Annotated in this window: 20 protein-coding genes, 2 pseudogenes and 1 riboswitch; of the genes and pseudogenes, 3 read left to right on the forward strand and 19 right to left on the reverse strand. The window is 49.1% G+C overall.

Going from position 1 to position 18,593, the window contains the following annotated elements; genetic code table 11:
• Nucleotides 1-8: 8 nt before the first annotated feature.
• From ACFQ88_RS23890 to ACFQ88_RS23935, 10 genes are all read right to left on the reverse strand, one after another.
• Nucleotides 9-1,934 (reverse strand): VWA domain-containing protein, encoded by a 1,926-nt coding sequence (locus ACFQ88_RS23890; protein WP_379457451.1) that lies wholly within the window; start codon nucleotides 1,932-1,934, stop codon nucleotides 9-11.
• Nucleotides 1,924-2,862 (reverse strand): magnesium chelatase ATPase subunit I, encoded by a 939-nt coding sequence (locus ACFQ88_RS23895; RefSeq protein ID WP_379457453.1) that lies wholly within the window; start codon nucleotides 2,860-2,862, stop codon nucleotides 1,924-1,926. The genes ACFQ88_RS23890 and ACFQ88_RS23895 overlap by 11 nt, the downstream gene beginning before the upstream one ends.
• Nucleotides 2,863-2,951: 89 nt before the next feature.
• Nucleotides 2,952-3,809, reverse strand: a complete 858-nt coding sequence (locus ACFQ88_RS23900; protein WP_379457455.1) for an ABC transporter ATP-binding protein — start codon at nucleotides 3,807-3,809, stop codon at nucleotides 2,952-2,954.
• Complete coding sequence (locus ACFQ88_RS23905; protein WP_379457457.1) at nucleotides 3,806-4,807, reverse strand: FecCD family ABC transporter permease; 1,002 nt, start codon at nucleotides 4,805-4,807, stop codon at nucleotides 3,806-3,808. Before ACFQ88_RS23905 ends, ACFQ88_RS23900 begins: the two co-directional genes overlap by 4 nt.
• On the reverse strand, nucleotides 4,797-5,804 hold the full coding sequence (locus ACFQ88_RS23910; RefSeq protein ID WP_379457459.1) for an ABC transporter substrate-binding protein: 1,008 nt from the start codon (nucleotides 5,802-5,804) through the stop codon (nucleotides 4,797-4,799). Before ACFQ88_RS23910 ends, ACFQ88_RS23905 begins: the two co-directional genes overlap by 11 nt.
• A gap of 174 nt (nucleotides 5,805-5,978) precedes the next feature.
• Nucleotides 5,979-6,308 carry a (2Fe-2S) ferredoxin domain-containing protein gene (locus ACFQ88_RS23915; RefSeq protein ID WP_379457461.1) on the reverse strand — a complete coding sequence of 110 codons (330 nt, stop codon included), beginning with the start codon at nucleotides 6,306-6,308 and terminating at the stop codon, nucleotides 5,979-5,981.
• Between the two features lie 111 nt (nucleotides 6,309-6,419).
• Nucleotides 6,420-6,569 (reverse strand): 50S ribosomal protein L33, encoded by a 150-nt coding sequence (gene rpmG, locus ACFQ88_RS23920; RefSeq protein WP_379457463.1) that lies wholly within the window; start codon nucleotides 6,567-6,569, stop codon nucleotides 6,420-6,422.
• Between the two features lie 31 nt (nucleotides 6,570-6,600).
• The gene (locus tag ACFQ88_RS23925) at nucleotides 6,601-7,824 is read right to left on the reverse strand and encodes a GTP-binding protein (RefSeq protein ID WP_379457465.1); all 1,224 of its coding nucleotides are present in this window, start codon (nucleotides 7,822-7,824) and stop codon (nucleotides 6,601-6,603) included.
• A 6-nt stretch (nucleotides 7,825-7,830) separates the two neighbouring features.
• Nucleotides 7,831-8,349 carry a Fur family transcriptional regulator gene (locus tag ACFQ88_RS23930; RefSeq protein WP_379457467.1) on the reverse strand — a complete coding sequence of 173 codons (519 nt, stop codon included), beginning with the start codon at nucleotides 8,347-8,349 and terminating at the stop codon, nucleotides 7,831-7,833.
• The gene (locus ACFQ88_RS23935) at nucleotides 8,330-8,587 is read right to left on the reverse strand and encodes a metal ABC transporter solute-binding protein, Zn/Mn family (protein ID WP_379457469.1); all 258 of its coding nucleotides are present in this window, start codon (nucleotides 8,585-8,587) and stop codon (nucleotides 8,330-8,332) included. The genes ACFQ88_RS23930 and ACFQ88_RS23935 overlap by 20 nt, the downstream gene beginning before the upstream one ends.
• 491 nt (nucleotides 8,588-9,078) lie before the next feature.
• Between ACFQ88_RS23935 and ACFQ88_RS23940 the strand changes: the two genes are divergently transcribed.
• Together ACFQ88_RS23940 and ACFQ88_RS23945 are read left to right on the forward strand one after the other, a co-directional pair.
• The gene (locus ACFQ88_RS23940; RefSeq protein ID WP_379457471.1) at nucleotides 9,079-10,071 is read left to right on the forward strand and encodes a CobW family GTP-binding protein; all 993 of its coding nucleotides are present in this window, start codon (nucleotides 9,079-9,081) and stop codon (nucleotides 10,069-10,071) included.
• Nucleotides 10,068-10,591: pseudogene (locus tag ACFQ88_RS23945) on the forward strand (MogA/MoaB family molybdenum cofactor biosynthesis protein). The gene ACFQ88_RS23940 and the pseudogene ACFQ88_RS23945 overlap by 4 nt, the downstream one beginning before the upstream one ends.
• Before the next feature lie 515 nt (nucleotides 10,592-11,106).
• On the opposite strand, the gene ACFQ88_RS23950 reads toward ACFQ88_RS23945, so the two are convergent.
• Complete coding sequence (locus ACFQ88_RS23950; protein ID WP_379457473.1) at nucleotides 11,107-11,568, reverse strand: CBO0543 family protein; 462 nt, start codon at nucleotides 11,566-11,568, stop codon at nucleotides 11,107-11,109.
• Nucleotides 11,565-12,056 (reverse strand): CBO0543 family protein, encoded by a 492-nt coding sequence (locus ACFQ88_RS23955; RefSeq protein WP_379457475.1) that lies wholly within the window; start codon nucleotides 12,054-12,056, stop codon nucleotides 11,565-11,567. The genes ACFQ88_RS23950 and ACFQ88_RS23955 overlap by 4 nt, the downstream gene beginning before the upstream one ends.
• A 464-nt stretch (nucleotides 12,057-12,520) precedes the next feature.
• Between ACFQ88_RS23955 and ACFQ88_RS23960 the strand changes: the two are divergent.
• Nucleotides 12,521-13,168, forward strand: a pseudogene (locus ACFQ88_RS23960) (GNAT family N-acetyltransferase); the annotation flags it as partial.
• A 14-nt stretch (nucleotides 13,169-13,182) separates the two neighbouring features.
• Nucleotides 13,183-13,269: riboswitch (cyclic di-GMP riboswitch) on the reverse strand.
• Between the two features lie 81 nt (nucleotides 13,270-13,350).
• Here ACFQ88_RS23960 and ACFQ88_RS23965 read toward each other — a convergent pair.
• The 7 genes from ACFQ88_RS23965 to vanX all read right to left on the reverse strand — a co-directional run bounded on the left by ACFQ88_RS23965 (nucleotide 13,351) and on the right by vanX (nucleotide 18,593).
• Nucleotides 13,351-13,602 (reverse strand): S-layer homology domain-containing protein, encoded by a 252-nt coding sequence (locus tag ACFQ88_RS23965; RefSeq protein ID WP_379457974.1) that lies wholly within the window; start codon nucleotides 13,600-13,602, stop codon nucleotides 13,351-13,353.
• A 245-nt stretch (nucleotides 13,603-13,847) separates the two neighbouring features.
• Nucleotides 13,848-14,168, reverse strand: coding sequence for a Fur family transcriptional regulator (locus tag ACFQ88_RS23970; protein WP_379457489.1), 321 nt, complete (start codon nucleotides 14,166-14,168; stop codon nucleotides 13,848-13,850).
• Nucleotides 14,169-14,241: 73 nt separating this feature from the next.
• Complete coding sequence (locus tag ACFQ88_RS23975; protein WP_379457491.1) at nucleotides 14,242-14,691, reverse strand: periplasmic substrate-binding domain-containing protein; 450 nt, start codon at nucleotides 14,689-14,691, stop codon at nucleotides 14,242-14,244.
• Nucleotides 14,684-14,989: an ABC transporter substrate-binding protein gene (locus ACFQ88_RS23980; protein ID WP_379457493.1), complete on the reverse strand. Its 306-nt coding sequence runs from the start codon at nucleotides 14,987-14,989 to the stop codon at nucleotides 14,684-14,686. The genes ACFQ88_RS23975 and ACFQ88_RS23980 overlap by 8 nt, the downstream gene beginning before the upstream one ends.
• 669 nt (nucleotides 14,990-15,658) lie before the next feature.
• A complete protein-coding gene (locus ACFQ88_RS23985) occupies nucleotides 15,659-16,720 on the reverse strand; it encodes an undecaprenyldiphospho-muramoylpentapeptide beta-N-acetylglucosaminyltransferase (RefSeq protein WP_379457495.1) in 1,062 nt (353 codons plus the stop codon).
• Between the two features lie 189 nt (nucleotides 16,721-16,909).
• Entirely contained in the window at nucleotides 16,910-17,587 is a 678-nt protein-coding gene (locus ACFQ88_RS23990; protein ID WP_379457497.1) for a FadR/GntR family transcriptional regulator, read from the reverse strand.
• A gap of 358 nt (nucleotides 17,588-17,945) precedes the next feature.
• Nucleotides 17,946-18,593 (reverse strand): D-Ala-D-Ala dipeptidase VanX, encoded by a 648-nt coding sequence (vanX, locus tag ACFQ88_RS23995; RefSeq protein WP_379457499.1) that lies wholly within the window; start codon nucleotides 18,591-18,593, stop codon nucleotides 17,946-17,948.

Raw genomic sequence — 18,593 nt, forward strand, 5'->3', positions numbered from 1 at the left:
AATGCAACCTACAGCATGGTGCGAACAATACGCTCGATGCGTCCTGCCTCCAGCTCTTCCAACCGAAAATATTGCCCATGCAGAGCATCGGAGAGCTTCCGGGCCAAACCCAGCCGCACAAACCCCTGCTCCGTATCGATGACCAGCGTCTGCATGCCGGACGCTGCGATACGCCGGGCGATGTCCACGCTTTCCAGCCAAGGATCCAGTCCCGAAGCGCTGCATACGTTTGCCTTGCCATCAGTGATCACAATCATGGCGGGTACGAGCCCGCTTTTCTTTCGCATCAGCGAGCGGATCGTCTCCGCACCTTTGCGCAAACCGAGCGAAAGCGGTGTCTTGCCTCCGGTAGGCAGTACCTGGAGTCTTCGCTCCGCCAGCTCGACGCTGCGGGTCATATCAAGCAGCAGCTCGGCCCGGTCCCCACGAAACGCCACCATGCCCACGCTGTCGCGCTGCCGGTAAGCGTCGCGCAGCAGCGACAATATAGCTCCCTTGGCAGCCTTCATCCGCTTGGCGGCATTCATCGAGCCGCTGGCGTCGACCACGAAGAGCAGCGCTGTTCCCGCGCGGCTTTCTCGTACCTTCTCACGCAGATCGCCCTTGGTGACGATGATTTTGCCGAATGCAGCTTCCGCTGAAGACAGCTCCGCCTTGCGCAGGCGCTGAAATGGTGCCGCCGCCCGAATCGTCGCGTCGAAGGCGAGATCGCGCACCTTACCATGCGGTGTGACAGCCCGAATGTACCGGCCTTTACCGGTCCCAGCGCCGGTTTTATTGCGTTTCCCTGAGCCACCGTATTCCTGCGTTTGAGGTGGGACAAAGGTAAAGCGCTGCACATCGAAATCCCGGCCGATCCGTTCTACGATTTCGCGCGCAACCGACGGTCCCGTCGGATCCGGAGTACCCTGCGGCTCTCCGCTTCCTTCCTGTTGGCGAGAAGGCATCTCCGAAGGCTCATCGCCATGCGGCTGCCCGCGGGGCTCCGTTCCCGACTCGTGATTGGACCCGTCCGGCGTCTGCGGCGCTTGGCCGGATGTGCGGCCGTCGCCCGCTTCCGCAGGCGGCGGTGCTTCAGCCTCTGGCCGCATCCGGTGCGGCAGGACGTAACCCGCCGCTTCATGTAAATCTTCCGTCCGTAAAACGGAACGGTCGTCCCAGGCAGCGATAGCACGAGCCGTTTCCACCAAAAGGATGTCCGCACGATGGCCGGGGCATCCGGATTCCCTGACGATTTCGGCAGCGAGCCGTAGCCCAGCCTCGTCGGCTTGCACGGCAGGCAATCGATCACGAGCCTGCTCGATCCTCTCGCGCAATGCCGTGGTTACATCCTCGTAGCTTTGGACGAATCCATCCGGGTCCCACTCGTACGCAAGCCGCCGGCGAATAATTTCCATTCGCGCATTCGCATTCCATTCGGCTTCCAACCGGACATACATCCCAAAGCCGGCCATAAGCTCCCGAGACGAACTCCCTTCCTCCGGATTCATCGTTCCGAACAGCAAAAAACGTGACAGCCGCCGTTCGGATAGTCCTTCCCGCTCGATCTCGCAATAACCGGCCTCCGCTGAAAGCAAAATCATCCGCATCATCCGCTCCGGCAGCAAATTCGCCTCGTCGACCACGAGCGCATGACCGTCGGCTTCCGCAATCAACCCCGGCAAAAGCCGTCTTTTTCCCCGCTGCATCGCGTACTCTGCATCCAGACCGCCCAACAGCCGGTCCTCGGTCACGTGAAGCGGAATGCCCACAAGCCGCCGTTCCGGCAGCAGCTCACCAAGACCACGGATCAAGATCGTCTTGGACGTGCCATGCTCACCGCTCAGTAATACTCCACCAAGTCGCGGATGCACCGCATGAAGCAGCAGCGCTTGTTTCGCCTGCTCCTGACCGACAACAGCGCAAAACGGATAAGCAGGCGGCTTACGTAGCATGCGTGCCCTCCGCCAGCAAATCGCCGAGCCGCCGCCGAAGCTCCTCCGCCCCGCCGACCTGGTCTTCGAACGGGCGCTTACGCATCCGGTGCGGCATCACAAGCATGGCCGCTTCGGTCATATCCTCCGTAAGAACACGGGTCCGTCCTAGAAACGCGGCAAGCGCCATCGCTGTTTTCATCAGCGTAATATCGGCTCGATGACCGTCCACTTCAAGCCGAATGCCGATGTTCGCGGCCCATTCAAGCATCTCCTCTGACGGCTCGATTTGCCCCAGCAGCTCCCTCGCCTGGACAATTCGCTCCTGCAGTAACATCTGATCATGCTCGTACCTCTGACGGAACTGTTCGGGGGCCGACTCAAAAGCGAGCCTCCTGCGAACCACTTCCATCCGGCTCGGAACGTCTTTTTCTCCGCTTACCTCCACCGAAAGCGCGAAGCGGTCGAGCAGCTGCGGACGCAGCTCTCCTTCCTCCGGATTCATCGTACCGATCAAAATAAACTGCGCAGGATGTGAATGCGACACCCCTTCGCGCTCGACCGTGTTCACTCCCATCGCGGCGGCATCAAGCAGCGCATCGACGATCGCGTCATCCAACAAATTGATTTCATCGACATACAAAATGTGTCCGTGTGCCGCTGCCAGCAGCCCGGGCTCGAACCGCTTCTCCCCATGCCGGATCGCGTGCTCAATGTCCAGCGTTCCAACCACGCGGTCTTCTGTCGCGCTGACCGGCAGATTGACGACGTTCAGGCCGGGCATCAAATCCGCAAGAGCCCGGACCGCCGTCGACTTGGCCGTTCCTTTTTCGCCGCGGATCAGCACGCCTCCGAGTCTCGAATTGACAAGATTTAGCAGCAGTCCTAGTTTCATTGTTTCCTGTCCGACGATCGCCGTAAAAGGAAACACGTTATGTAACGGTTTCATTGCGAACTCCTCTCCCTATCGGCTTATGTTTTCATCAGCACTTGTCGTTCGTAGATTTTGAATGACGGATGTTTTTTCCCTGACTATAGTCAAATCGAACCCACTGCAATCGCTGCCTCGACAGGCTCAGCTTGTTCCGGCTTCGGCGGCTGTGGTCCCGTTTTCCTTAGGAGTCCCGTGATGATGCAGAACGGCCGACCGCCTCGCGGGTGACGCTCAATATGCGCTTCCACACCGAAGACGTCTGCGAGCATCGCCGCCGTGACCGCTTCCTCGGGCTTGCCGCAGTCGTACAGACCTCCCTGCCGCATGACGGCAATCTCGTCCGAATAGGCAGCGGCATGGTTAATGTCATGCAGCACCATGATGATCGTGACGCCGTGCAGCCGGTTAATGTCTGCCACCAGCTCCATAATCTCCAGCTGATGGCTGACGTCCAAATACGTCGTCGGCTCGTCAAGCAGCAAGACCCGTGGCTGCTGGGCCAGCGCCATGGCGATCCAGACCCGCTGCCGCTCGCCCCCGGACAATTCAGAGAGCTTGCGCGAGGCAAAATGATGCGTTCCCGTCTGCTTCATAGCCCAATCGACGATATCTTCGTCCTGCTTTCGCATCGGTCCCCAGACCGGCTTATGCGGAAACCGCCCGTAACCGACCAGCGTACGCACCGTCATATCCGGCGCCTTATCCTGACTTTGCAGCAGCATCGCCAGCTCCCGCGCCAGCTCCCGCGGCGCGAAGCCGCTAAGCGCTTGGCCGTTTAGCAGAATCGAGCCGCTTTGCAGCTTCAGCTGTCTGGCCAATGCTTTGAGCAGCGTGCTTTTGCCGCATCCGTTCGGACCGATAATACTGTATATTTTCCCCGCATCCGCTTGCCAGTTCAGCCGTTCAATGACCGGTCTGCCGGAATATTGCAGATTCACGTCTTCCAAGCGGAATGCCTTCATCCTGCTTCCCTCCTCAGCAAATATAGAAAAAACGGCGCCCCCAGCACCCCCATAATGATCCCGACAGGAAGCTCGACCGGTGCGAACAGTAGGCGGGACACCGTATCGCAGAACGTAACTACGGCGATCCCGAGCATAGCCGTGGCGGGAATCAGCAAGCGGTAATCGGTACCGATCATCAGTCTGGCCGTATGCGGAACGATCAGACCGACAAACCCGAGCAGTCCGACGACACTTACCGCGATTGCGGCAAGCAGCGTAGCGACGGCCGTCATTGCGAAGCGTGTCACCTCAACCCGCAGCCCCAATCCTCTTGCGTTCGAGTCCCCAAGCGAAAGCACATTCATGTGCGTGGAGCCCGCCAAGGCAATAGCGGTGCCTGCGATCGTATAAGGCAGCATGGTGTAAAGCTGTGGCCAGCTTTTGGCGGACAATCCGCCGACCAGGAACATGAGCGCGCCATGAACGCGGTCGCTGTAAAACACCAATAAGGCGGAAATGCCTGAACCGAGAAAAGCGGAGACGGCGACGCCGGCCAATATGATACGAACCGGACTGATTCCTTGCTTCCAGGCAAGTAGATAGATAAGGGCCGCCGCACCGGAGGCGCCGATGAAAGCGACCGGCGTAAGGAGATTGGTCATATGCGGGAATAAAATCAAAATGATGATGCCGAAAAGTCCGGCTCCCGAGGAGACACCGATAATATGCGGATCGGCAAGTGGATTTCGCATCACCCCTTGTAGGAGCACCCCCGAACATGCCAAATTGAGACCTACCAGAGCAGCGACGAGCGTTCGCGGCAAGCGAATGTTCCACACCACTTCCTTCATGGGACCGGCGTAGCCTTGGAACAAATACTTCCATATGTCTGCAAGTGAAATCGATACCGCTCCTGAGCTTATGCTAAAGGCAACCGCCAAGCACGCGGCCGCAAATAAGGCGGCAAGTACGATCGCTCCCCTGTAAGCGGATTTCTGATCCGTTTTATTGTCCATTGCCGAAACGCTCCGGGTATACGAGCTTCGCCAAATAGGCGACCGATTCATCTAAGCGGAAACCAGGGTTGGAAAGCATCAAATCAGATGACAGCACTGTCATGCGGTTTTCCTTCACGGCCCGTAGTGAAGCCCAGGCGGGTTGACTGGACAAATCGGACTGAATTTTTTTCTCGCCGGCCTCCTTTGCGCCGTGAATGAGGATGAATACGTAATCCGGATTCAGCTCAACCAGCTTTTCCAGGCTGTAGGGAGCTGTCGATTGGCTGTTTTGCGCTGCTTCCAGCGATTCCGCGACGTTTTTCATCTTCAGCATTTTCGCGACCTCAAGCCCTACCGTGTTCGTCCGCTGGACGGAAACGCTGGACGGCGTCACGTTCAGCATCACGAAAGTTGGTGTTTTATCGGCCGGGACCTTCCCGACATATTGGCCAATTCGCTGATCCAGCTTCGCCAGCTCTTCATTCGCCTTGCTTTCTGAGCCGGACAGCTTGCCGAGCAAAGGAGCCTTTTCCTTCAAGTCCTTATATGTACTCAGATTGAACATGGCGAATGGAATGTTGCTCGTATCCAAAATAGTGGCTAAGTTACGGTGAAAGTTAGGGGAACCGATGACCAAATCGGGCTTAAGCGAAAGCAGCTTTTCCGTATTCACTGTCGTAATGCCACCGATGTCTTCGATTTGCTTCGCTTGCTCCGGTACATTTCCGCCGGTTGCGGATGTCCTGGCGATCGCGGTGCCACCTACCGCATACAGCAGATCCAGCAGCTGCGGCGAAAGTACCACGATTCGTTTAGGCTGGGTCGCAAGAGATACCGTTCTGCCTGTGTCATCCTGAAACGTTATAGACTGTTTTGATTGCTCCTGCCCAGATACGGCCTTAGATTCTTCGTTCTGATTCCCGCTGTCAGGCGGTGTCGTCTGAGCACAACCAGCAGCCAAAATCAAAGCAAGGCTTCCAATCAAGATGCGCAACAATCGTTTGGACCGGTGCATAACTGCAATTCCACCTTCTTTTAATTGTTATATTTACGATTATAATCCGATCAACTACCTGTACCATGTCTTTACGTTACGACGAATAACTAATGAAATGGTGCCACATGGCGATCATAGTAGGCGATCATGGACCGAATTGTAATCGTCAGTTAAGCATGATGAAATGGCTTGCTATAGCAAACCATCTTTATGATCCCAGCGCTTTTTATCAATTCCTATTGTCCCGTGTCCTGTAGCGATAAATCCTTCATCTTTCATATAATTAAATATCATCCTGTCGTCCAAACGTTTGCCTACCACCAAATGCTGCCGCACAATTTGCTTTCCAGCCTCAGCCGTTACATTTTTGTACCATACCCCTTCCGGATATACGATAACGACACAGGCATCCTCACAACGGCCATTGCATCTTGTTCTTGTTGTGTGAATGAGGTCATCCGCGCTACAAGCTGAGATTTCCGTTCGGATTGCCTGCGTAACGTCTTCTCCCATCCTTCGCATGCAACTGGCCCCATTACAGATCAGTACATGATGGCGGGTACCGGATATTCCATGTCGTCATAAGTTGGTGATCCTTTCAATAAAATACCGGACTGAACAGCCCGGCTGTTTTTATCTTGTTTCACGATGAAGCGTAACTTTTTTTAGTCGCGGGCAATATTTCCTTAATTCCAAACGGCCCGGATGCGTTTTTTTATTTTTCGTCGTTGTATAGTTACGATCGCCGGTTTCCGTACAAGCCAAGGTTACGATCACGCGCATGGTGTTCCCTCCCTTCCATGAGTTAAACCAATTATTTCGACAGTGAATGCTCCAATTGTTCGCTTGTAGAGCCCGGGAGCTCGTCAGCTAACTGATTCCAGTCCAGCTGCATCTCTTCACCCGTTAACAAGCAGTGGTCCAGCCCAGCGATTAACTCTTCTTTATTCATTCCCATTCCGATGAATACGAGCTTCGTGACACGGTCTCCGTATACCGGATCCCAGTCTTCCTTAAGTTCAGGCTCCTCGGCAAGTACAGCTTCTTTCTCCGCATCCGGTAACGCTGCGACCCAGTAGCCCGCAGGACCGATTTGGATGGACGGACCGGCCTGACTTAAATTCTGAGCAAGCTGATTACGGGAAGCAAGCCAAAGCATTCCTTTAGCCCGAACGACTTCTTCCGGCCACTCCACCATCCATTCTGTCAACCGTTCCGGGTGAAAGGGTCTTCGCCGCTCGTACACAAAGGAAGATATCCCATATTCCTCTGTTTCCGGAGTATGATCTTCCTTCTGTAGCTCTTGCATCCAACCGGCAGATGTACTCGCTTCGTCAAAATTGAACAGGCCGGTATTTAAGATCGACTTCGGATCGACTTTGCCATACGTTGTTCGAATGAGTTTAGCCCTGGGCTGCAGTTTCCGTAATACTTGCTCCAATTCCCCAAGCTCTTCAGCACCAACCATGTCGCACTTGTTTAACAGCAGCACGTCACAAAATTCAATTTGGCTGATTAAAAGATCCACGACATCGCGCGTATCGTCTTCTCCGGTCGCTTGCTGTCGTTCCAGCAACGTTTCTCCGGAGGAAAAATCATCCCAAAAGCGATAGGCATCCACCACAGTTACCATGCAATCTAAGCGGCAGTATTGGGACAAATCGATCCCGTGTTCTTCATCAATATAGGTGAAGGTTTGGGCTACAGGAACAGGCTCGCCGATCCCAGTGGATTCGATCAAGATGTAATCAAATCGGCCTTCGATCGCGAGTCGCTCAACTTCACGAAGGAGATCTTCACGCAGCGTACAGCAAATGCAACCGTTGGACATTTCCACCAGCTTCTCTTCCGTGCGTGATAGACCGCCATTTTCTTTAACCAGCCCCGCGTCGATATTCACCTCGCTTAAGTCATTCACGATCACCGCCACTTTAAGCCCTTCGCGGTTGTTAAGCACATGGTTTAAAATGGTCGTTTTTCCGGCCCCGAGGTAGCCGCTAAGGACGGTTACAGGGATTTTACTGATATTTGAATTCATATAACTTCACTCCTCGTTTGAAGACGTAGTTGTCCCGTAAGCATATTCCGGGTTGCACTCGGAACAATACCCGAACACATCGAACTTATACTTTAAAGGCTTAAATTGATCCGACATTCCGGCTGCCAGCTTTTCTGGCTCGTAATCGACAGGAATCGTTTTTTCACACCGCACGCAAATCAAATGATAGTGCTCATGAATCCCGTCTGTGCAGTTCAGCTTGAACCGTACGCTTTCATCGAATACGAACTGCTCAATGACGCCGACTTCCCGAAATAGTCTAATATTTCGATAAACGGTATCGTAGCTTATCCCCGGGTATATTTTGATCAATGTGTTATAAACATCCATAGCGGATACAAATCCGGAAGTTTCGAGAAAGGAGATCAACGTTTGTTTACGCCGCTCTGTAATGCGAACCCCATGGCTCGATAATCGATCGATCATGGCGTTCAATCGTTTCAAGTCGGCAGCCTGCAGAAACTTTCGGTCATTCCGGTCGATATTATAAAAAGGTTCCTGCATAGGTCTCCCTCCTCGAAAGGTATTCGCTTAACGCCATTTTCAATGCATCCATGTTTTGCTTCATGATTGCAATGTAGTCCAGATTTTGCTTCTTGTCATCGTCGGTCAGGCCTTCAATGGGATCCAATACGGACGTTTTTGCACCGATTTCATTGGCGATTTGCGCGACTTTGGAAGCCGCAAGGATTTCGAAAAAGATCATCTTGACCTTGAACCCAAACTTGACGATCTCTATCATTTTCGCAGCCGATGACTAATCCTCCGGAGAGATGCCGGCGATTGTAGGATCTTTACATTGATGTCTTCCAGACAAGGCGTATCGGAATAGCCAAACATGACAACATGCATCGAAGCTGCGATCACATCGATCTTCCCTTCTTTGGTCAGAGACATAACAAGGCTAATGTTATAGTAATTTTTACGAATTGTAAATAGTAATTATTACTTTTAAACACACCTCTTGGTCTTTGCTCATCTGCGGAATTATTTGTAATAATTACTATTATTATTTGTTGAACCTACGCGGAATTCTGAATTGCAAAACCATTAGGCAACCTTACCTGTCGTCATCGGTTTCGATTTAGACTTGCAGAAGCTAAAGGACAGCGGTTGGACTTGTGGGCACCCGAAAATAAGCGATAAAAAAACATCATCGCTATTTGACAAGTTAGTCCTCTGACTATAATATTGTGATTACTAGTAATAATTACTATTAAAGGAGTGATTCACTTGTCATCAACTGAACAGCGTATCCCTGTCACAGTCTTGACGGGATTTCTTGGCGCAGGCAAAACTACGCTTCTCAATCATGTGCTAACTGCCGAGCACGGGCAAAAAATTGCCGTCATCGTCAACGAGTTTGGTGAAGTCGGGATCGATAACCAACTGGTTGTCGGTGCGGACGAAGAGATTTTTGAGATGAACAATGGCTGCATCTGCTGCACGGTACGGGGCGACTTGATCCGCATCTTGGGTGAGCTGATGGATGCCAAGCGAGGGCTAAACGATCGAAAAGTCGACTTTGACCGCGTTTTAATCGAAACGACAGGTTTGGCCGATCCGGCTCCGGTCGCACAAACCTTTTTTGTCGACGAAGAAATGGCGGAATTTTACCGTCTTGATGCCATCGTTACGGTAGTAGATGCTCGTCATGCAAGCCAGCACCTGGACGAAGGTCATGAAGCGCAGGAGCAAGTCGCTTTCGCCGATGTCATGCTGCTCAATAAGGTTGACCTCGCTTCCGAGAAGGAGTTGAAACAGCTCGAAATCCGGTTAAGAGCGATGAATCCAGTCGCGAAAATTTACCGCACGGAACGCTCGAATATTGAAATCGGCAAAATACTTGGTATCAACGCATTTGATTTGGAAAAGAAGCTTGAGCTCGAACCCGGCTTCCTTGAAGAGGAAGACCATGACCATGACGATGATGTGTCGTCCATCGTATTGCAGGAAGAGAGGGCTCTCGATCTGAACAAGCTTGAGAAATTTTTGGGCGTATGGCTATCCGAGCACGGTGCCGATACGTTCCGGTATAAAGGCGTATTGAACATCAAAGGTGTAAAGCAGCGAATCGTATTCCAGGGCATTCATATGCTGTTCGAATCGACGGTGGATCGGGACTGGAAGCCCGAGGAAGTAAAACGCAGCGAGTTTGTCGTTATCGGCCGCGAATTGGACGAATCCTGGTTTAAAAAGCAGTTTGCGGCCTGCGTCGCCGTATGACCATACCCTCTGTCGATCAGCATCGGAAGGAAGCGCCTGCCACGGTTCGCTGCCTGATCATTACCGTTTCTGATACCAGGACGCCGGAAACGGATAAAAGCGGTCAGCTGATGCGGGAACTCCTCGAGTCAGGCGGATACATCGTCCACGGTCAGCTGATCGTCAAAGATGAATACACCGGTATACAACAGCTCATTCGTCAGGCCGGAGACGATCCAAGTGTGGAAGCCGTTCTGCTGAACGGCGGTACAGGGATCGCCAAACGGGATGCGACGTACGAGGTGGTTCACAACTGCTTGACAAAGAACTCCACGGCTTTGGCGAAATTTTCCGCTTTCTAAGCTATACCGACGTCGGCCCGGCAGCAATCCTAAGCCGGGCGGTCGCCGGTGTATATCGGGACAAGGCTATATTTTCAATGCCCGGCTCACCCGGTGCCGTCAAGCTGGCGTTAACGAAAATCATCGTTCCTGAACTCATGCATGTTATGTGCGAATTAAATAAAGATCGGATGTTTTAAGCAGTAGCGATACTGCTTATTTTTTTTGATGGCTCTTTTGCTCACTCTTTCAGATCTTTCTGGGATTGGTGTTGCACATCTCCGTTCCATGTTTATATGTTTAATAAGCTTTCCTGGCGAGCATTGTAACCTTATCGCTGGCTATAAAAATACATCGAAATCTTACGACATGCTGGTGTGTTGTCGGATGACAAGAACTTTATATCAAGAACTTTATCCCGAATTTATTAACAAAATAAAACAAAACATAAACAACATCGCCGCCTTCTTTAAAGGCAATGTTGTTTTAAATTGTAAGCCTTGATACATATTGATCAATATAATCTTATAAATTCTTATTGCTAAAATACGATGGTTTCAGGAGTAATGCCTTTTGGATACTCCCGAAAATAATATGAAAAGAATCGCTGGGACATATAATATGATTTTTTGATACAAATCCTCTTAATGTTACTGCCCCAGAACATATACATCGACAAAAAGAGGTCGTTGCCGGACAACCTATGTATTTTTCTTTATTTTAAGCTAAAAAACCATTTGCAAAAAATTCGCGACATGCCAAAAGTGATTAACAAAGTTATCCAAGTCCAATACCATGACCAATGAATGTAGGTGATTAATTCGGTATATTTTTCGATGAGCACTTCAATCACGGTTATAGCCGTACAGTAAGAACAAAAATAAAACAACTTGAACCACAGACTTCTTTCTGCCGGATACCGAGCATTAAAAAGCCCGCATATGACCGGATAAGACAGAAACTCAAATGTAAAACTTGACCGGTGCACCGAAGCAAAGCAGCGCACCGGATATTCGAGTAATCCGAGCTCCACGACAACCTGACCGATGATCCATGTAATCATTTGCTTAAACAGTATGGCAGCTTGAGCTAATCGAAATTTTCGGTGAGGGATGAAGAAAAACAACGAGAACGTTAACATCCATACGATAACAAGTATTGTCCATTCAAGCTTCATTGAACGACTCTTTTCTCCTCATTGAAAGCGGGTGTTTTAAAATACCATTTACAATATATATTAGTTATGAGGAAGATCACAACAAAATCTATCCAAGTCAAAAATACAGAATAGTTTGTGTACTTAATGAGTTCTGTATACTTTTCAATAACAGTATCGACTACACACAGACAGGTAATGCAAGCGGCTAAATAGAGCAGGCGTGGCAGCTTTCCCGATTTAGGTTCGTAAATATAATAAAAAGCACACATTACTGGATACATCATATACTCAGATGTAAAAAGAAGCTCCGACGCTTTCGGAAACTCTCTTACAGGGAATTGCAGCAAACCGAATTGAACATGCAACGTGCTGTTTACCCATGTAACCGCTTGGCAAGCTAAAAAGGCCAATACCGCCTCCCTTCTTTTCTTTCTGGGAATAAATAAAACAATGGCGGTAATAATGAGAACCCAAATCGCAATGAGAACCAGGCGCTCTAAAGTCATACCGAGGCTATCTCCCTTCGTTTCATAAAACTTATTTTTTCCTATGGTTTAATTATTAAAACACTGGATTCGGAGCAAATCTTAATAATATGGATCTCGCTATCGGTTTGTCATGTGATACAGACTCAGATAAAAATGAGAAACAGGTAAGATTGTGGATATATTATTATGTATGCCCGTGTATAGGGTCCAAACAGCCTATCCATTCATATCTGTTCTGGGACATTGAAGTGAGCAAACCGGCTCGACTTGCTTAGTTCTAGCTGTTTAACCGTTGTTCCTCTATCTTTATTCTTTTCCATTTAGTTCACTCCTTATTTTTAATGGAGAATACAGCTTGTCGCGATTCTAATTCTTATCTTGCCCAACGATCTTGCCTAGATTCAGATAATAAAGATAAGTTCATTCTCTAGAAATACAGCCTAATTTTGTAACGTAAAATAGCAGATGCGAAGGAGAAAGTAATGAGCAGGCAGAGACTTCAAGACCGACTGAGAATGAAGAAAGTCGAGCCAAGTCATGGAGAGCAATTCAATGACTTGCTGCGTTACGTTTTCCAAATAACGAATCATGATCTGCTTACATTCGGCTGGGGGAATCGGGAGATTGCACAGGCGAAACTTCCTGTACTCAAACAGGCAGATGTACTTGGCTGGTTCGATGGTGATAAACTGATTTCCCAGTTGGCGGTATATCCGTTCCAGGTTAATATTTTCGGAAAGATCTATGATATGGGTGGCTTAACGGGTGTCGGCACCTATCCCGAATAGCCAATCTAGGATTAATGAGCCAATTAATGCGCACATCGCTCGCGAATATGCGCGAACGGCAGCAGTCAATATCTTATTTGTATCCCTAATGCTTCGGAGCGAATTGGCATGGGAAGTCAAGGTTATCTGCTCTATTGGATCGCCGAGGAAGTCTTTCATATGAAGGAAATGGTATACATGGACGGTGAAGCGCGAACAGGTCTATGGAATTTTATCAGCACCCATTTCTCAATGATAACGCATGTCAAAGGTCATATTTTCACAACAGAGCCTCTTGCCTTCCTACTGGAAGACAGTGATATCAAGGAAACCATCTCCCCCTACTATATGGCACGAATTGTCGCGTGTATGGCAAATTGGGTAGCCCGGGGGACATCACTTAAACAGTGAGAAGATCCGTGACTTTGCGTCACTGCCTTTCGATAGTATTGCCGTTTTCCTGTTACCGATCAGCTTCCCGTCAAGGGAACTGAGCAGCAGCATGTTGTTCTGCACACCAGTGATAGCCTTACCGTTTATGTTCTCTACTGGCCGCTGTCATTTTCACTCAGCAGCGCCGTACCCTCGTCAATGACAAACTCCACAAACCAGCGTAGGATGGTCGAAGCCTCCGTACGAGTTGCATTTCCGGCTGGATCATACAGATTGTTATTTCTGCCATTCACAACACCGGTTTCCTGGATAGCTTTTACCGCTTCTATCGCATCATCGGCAAAGGTGGCAACCTGCCTATTGACGGGCAGTACTTCCTTCTCAAACGTGATTGGTTTTTGAATTTTGCGATGTCGACACCAATAATTAAGGTAGAAGAATACTTCGAATACTTCCCGCTATCAGAAAGTCCTTCATTTCTTTCGAATGATCATTATCTTCATTCTCCATTAAGTTCCATTTCTATATATGATATTCACCGTACGCATCGCAATGTTTAGATTTCGGGCAACTGTCACTTGGTATTTCCTTCACCCAACCTTTCAGTACTGTTTCTCAGCAGAAGTATACAATCGTAAGCCCACCTCTATTATTCTCTCTTTGATTTTATGGGTATGGTCACTCCTATTTCATAAGGACAAAGACAATATCTGGCCACTCTGTCGTTATAGATTCTTCGCAAGAGGCGCAGTTCCACGAACATGTCCAATGTACGGTAAACCGTTGCAATCCCTATTCCGGGGTACTTACGTTTTGCCGTCAAGTATACTTCTTCAGCCGTTAGCAAACCGGAACCCTTGTCGATAAAAACGTCCAAGATCGCAGCACGCTGTTTTGTTAATCTACTGCCACCCTTTTCGATTTTCAAGCTTAAACTCTGCTTGGATTGAAATGCTTCAGCTGTAGACATGCCTTTCCCCTCTCCGCATGAAACTTTTCCCCGGCAACTGGGTTCTCAGCGAACATCACGCCGTTCATCCTGTCTATATCAATGAAATTTCCGCAACCTCGATGTAGGCCGGACTGCTATTAAAGGCGTACTCCTTTATTTTTTTGTTATTAAAAACAACCGGTTCTCTGGTGTATGAAATCGGAATAAAGATCGCCTGATCATGAATTTCATTCAAAATAAAGCTATAGGTCTCCTGAATCTCCTCATCGTTCGACATCACATTTAGCTTCCGGATGAGCTCACTGCCGTCATCAACAAAGGCAAGAGCCTGAGCTAACTTCAGATCCTTGAGGGGCTCCGTAGTCATGTTCGAGATGGTCGTATAAGGATCCCACGATATGCCGTAGGTCATTTCAAGCGCAAGTGTGAAATCTGTTTGCAATTCATCAGGGAAGACTGCTAACTCCACCCCTTTTGGAATGATCTCCATCCCGATTTCCTTCAATTGAGAAGATAACGCCATAACAAGGTCGTCAACCATTTGACGTCCTGTATAATAAAGAATATGGCCTTTTCACACCGTTCTTTTCTCTTAACCCATCCCCGTCCAAATCGACCCAGCCCGCCTGCTCCAAAATATCGATCGCTTTTTGTTTATCATAAGGATAAGGTGTCAGATTTACGTTGGAATAGGGCATTGCGGGATCGAGCAAGCTGTCTGCCCTTGATTCAATTCCGGATAACAAACTTCCTACGATGCCGTCTTTATCAATCGCATAGCTGGCCGCCAAGCGAACATTCCGATCGTCAAAGGGAGCACGCGAGACATGAAAAACCAACCATCAGCGGCTTGCCGGAAGTTCATTATTTGCGATTTTCAAGTAAAGCGGCCGAAGTCCCATTCTTTGTATTTAAGGAGCTTATTCAACTCGGTGCAAATTGGCTTTCCCTAAAGAGTTGCCTCTCATCGACTCCACCACGCTGATGTAGGTATAATCCGGTTGCCATGGGCTCCTTATCATGGCGAACGGGCAGGTGTCAAACTGCATGTGGCTCTTCGGGCCGAGACAGTGCAACCGCTGCAAGTCGTAGAAACTGTTGGTTCTAGGCACGATGGACCGGTGAGCGAGAGTTTGACTCATGCGCCTTTCATCTTGTTATGACCGGGCGTACGCCAGCAGGAGCGATTGGATCGCTTCAAGCAAGACGGGCAATCGTTTGTTGTCCGCTTGCGCGACAACGTCCATCTACTCGACTCAAATGCGGACAAAACCTAACCTGACCGCCAGCGTTGCTGGTTAACCTGATAATACGAAAAAGCCCTCTTTCCTTCGTCTGGAAAGAGGGCTTAAATAAATATCTTCGAACGCCTATCTGTATTCTTAACAGTCCAAGAAACCAAAAAAACTGATTCCTGCAAACCCAAGCAATCATGGTTATAGTGTTGTTTATCATAAAATCGGAAAGAGTGTGATAATCGCATATCCGCTTTCGCGAAAGCAGGACGTTTAGCTATATGTTTCAATCAGCTTGACAATCGTTTCTACCGCATTCATTTCATTGCGGGATGACATGACTTCTTTGTAGACTTCACGCTTCGTATAGAGCGTTTCAACACGTTCAGCAAGGGATGTGGAGGCTAGCTCTTCTTCCAGAAGCACATCGGCGTAGCCGGAATTTTGGAACGATTTGGCATTTAAAATTTGATCGCCTCTGCTCACCTGCAGCGAGAGTGGAATGAGAAGCATTGGCTTTTCCAATAAAAGAAATTCATAAATCGAAGTAGCTCCTGCCCGGGAAATCACCACTTCCGACATCGCCATGACATCCGGAAGTTCGTCAGATATATACTCGAATTGTTTGTACCCTCTCTTGCCATAGAGATCCTGGGATATATTCCCGCTACCGCAAATATGTACAATTTGGAATTGCGCAAGCAACCTGTCCAGATTATCCCTGATAACCTGGTTAATAACTTGTGAGCCAAGACTGCCGCCCATGATCAGAATAACAGGCTTCTGGGAATGAAAATCACAGAGATGATAGCCTTTTGAAGCTTTCCCGTTTATAATTCCCTCACGAATCGGAAGTCCCGTTAAAATCGTTTTTTGATACTGCACATGCTGCATCGATTCCGGAAACGTGACACAAACCTTCGTTGCAAAAGGAATCGAAATTTTGTTAGCAAGTCCCGGCGTCATGTCTGACTCATGGATAATGACCGGGATCTTGTTCATCCAGCTTCCAAGAACGACCGGGACGGAAACGAACCCTCCTTTCGAAAAAACGATGGCAGGCTTCAAACGACGTAATAATCTATAAGACTCATAAACGCCCTTAATGACTCTAAAAGGATCTTTAAAATTTTCAAGATCAAAATATCTGCGCAATTTCCCGGAGGAAATCGGATAAAAAGGAACGCCTTCGCGCTCGATAATGTCTTTCTCGATACCGGTTGCTGAACCGATGTAACGGACTTCCCAGCCAAATTGCTGAAGCTTGTTCATCAGCGCGATGTTCGGCGTGACGTGTCCCGCCGAACCTCCCCCGGTAAAGACAATGGTTTTCATTCCATGTCACCTCACATAACGGGAAATATTAAGCAGGATGCCGATGATGTCAACATAAGCGTCAATGATTAACCTGCAATAACGAGAGTAATATGTGTTGTAGGCAAAAAAGTTATATAGCTGGATGTCATGGATAGTTGTCTAAATTACTATAGGGGTAGCGTACAGTGAAATGTTTCATTTTAACGACTACTGAGCGTTCTCGAATTGGGTGAGATGCTTCGCCATTGTCGCTGCAGCCAGCTTCGGTTCTCTGTCACGGATCGCTTCGAACAGCTTCATGTGTTCCCCAAACAGCATGCCAGCCTTATCCTTCCCGCTGTAGATCCATAGCTTGCGGGTGTCCTTGATGGTGCGGAACATCGCCGCGGAAATGTGTGTCATCATCGTTTCCAGAATCGCGTTGCCAGACGCTTTGGCGATGGCGAGATGAAAGTTCGTATCATAAATCCGGCTGATATCTTCGTTGCCGACGGCGTCGCACATTTGCCCTATGATTTTGCCCAGCTCTTCGACGTCTTCGTCGGTCCGGTGCTTAGCCGCCAGCTCGGCCGCTCCGACCTCTAGAATCTTACGCACCTGGAGCACCTGCGACAGCTCGGCGTTCGAATTCTGCAGCGATTCCAACACGGCCAACGGCTCAAGTCCGGGCTTCTTGACGTATGTGCCTCCGCCCTGCCGAGATTCGACCAGACCGAGCGCCTTCAGATGGCTGAGCGACTCGCGCACCGTCGAGCGTCCCACACGGTACTGTTCCGCCAACTGATCGATTGTGTTGAGCTTCTCCCCCGGCTTGATCAGTCCCGCTTCGATAATGCGCCGGAGCTCGTCCGTAATGATTTCGTAATTCTTCTTCTGTAAATTCATAGGAATCCTCTTCATCACGATTTATGATACATTAGCACTAAAATTAGTCAGATGACCTTCTTAATATTTAGGCTATGGGAGGGGTTCAAGTACTCCAGGATGAGGTGAAACGATAGCTGGCGGCCATCGTCAGAGATGCAAATTATCTTGATATGCATGCTGGATGAATTGTATGTCGTATTTGTACGATTCGACGACGATTTTTCCATCGATAGGGACGCAGATCCAGTGCCAAATCCCGGATGATATAAGTAACACCAAGTGTGTCGGTCCGCACCATCAGGCCGAACTCGGGTACGCTATTATTGTAACTCTTTCTAGCGATTGCTTGAGGATATCATAGATTCGCCGTTTGATTTTACCATCTAACAATTTTTCGACAAAACTTTTCACTGTCCAGTGATATAGGAAAATCAAAATAGGTATTGGGATAGGGCTCGTTTTTCAATGTATAATGCCACCATTCACAATCATATGAATTAAATCCGCTGGACTCCATGATAGAACGCAATAACCGGCGGTTTTTAGTTTCAGCCTCAGTGATACCCTTAGCTCCGTGATGGGAGATGACATCCATCAGATCAAAATCACCGCACATCGGAACAAGATCGCCTGTATCTACTCGATAAAGAGTCAGATCAATCGCACTACCACGGCTATGACTCGATTGAGTCGCTACGTAACCCTTCTGAATCATTTCGGAACGGTTGATATTAGGATAGTGCTTTGATTTTGTACGCCCATCTTCTGGCTCTTCAGACCATTGTACAAAGCGATCCACAGCGCGTTGCGGACGATAACCGTCCCAGAGAAGCAAGCCATATCCAAGGATGGCTGCCTGCTCCTGTGCCACACGCAGCGCGGCAGCCAATTCATTGGTGCCAACAATACGATTGACTTCATAGCCATCGACCGGTTTTCCGGTAAAATTGTCCCATGTGGCATACTTAGCATCCCACCGAATACCGGGTAGAACTTCATCAAGCAACACAAATTCTTTTTCCAT

Source organism: Paenibacillus sp. NPDC056579, from assembly GCF_042793215.1.
Taxonomy (GTDB): domain Bacteria; phylum Bacillota; class Bacilli; order Paenibacillales; family NBRC-103111; genus Paenibacillus_S.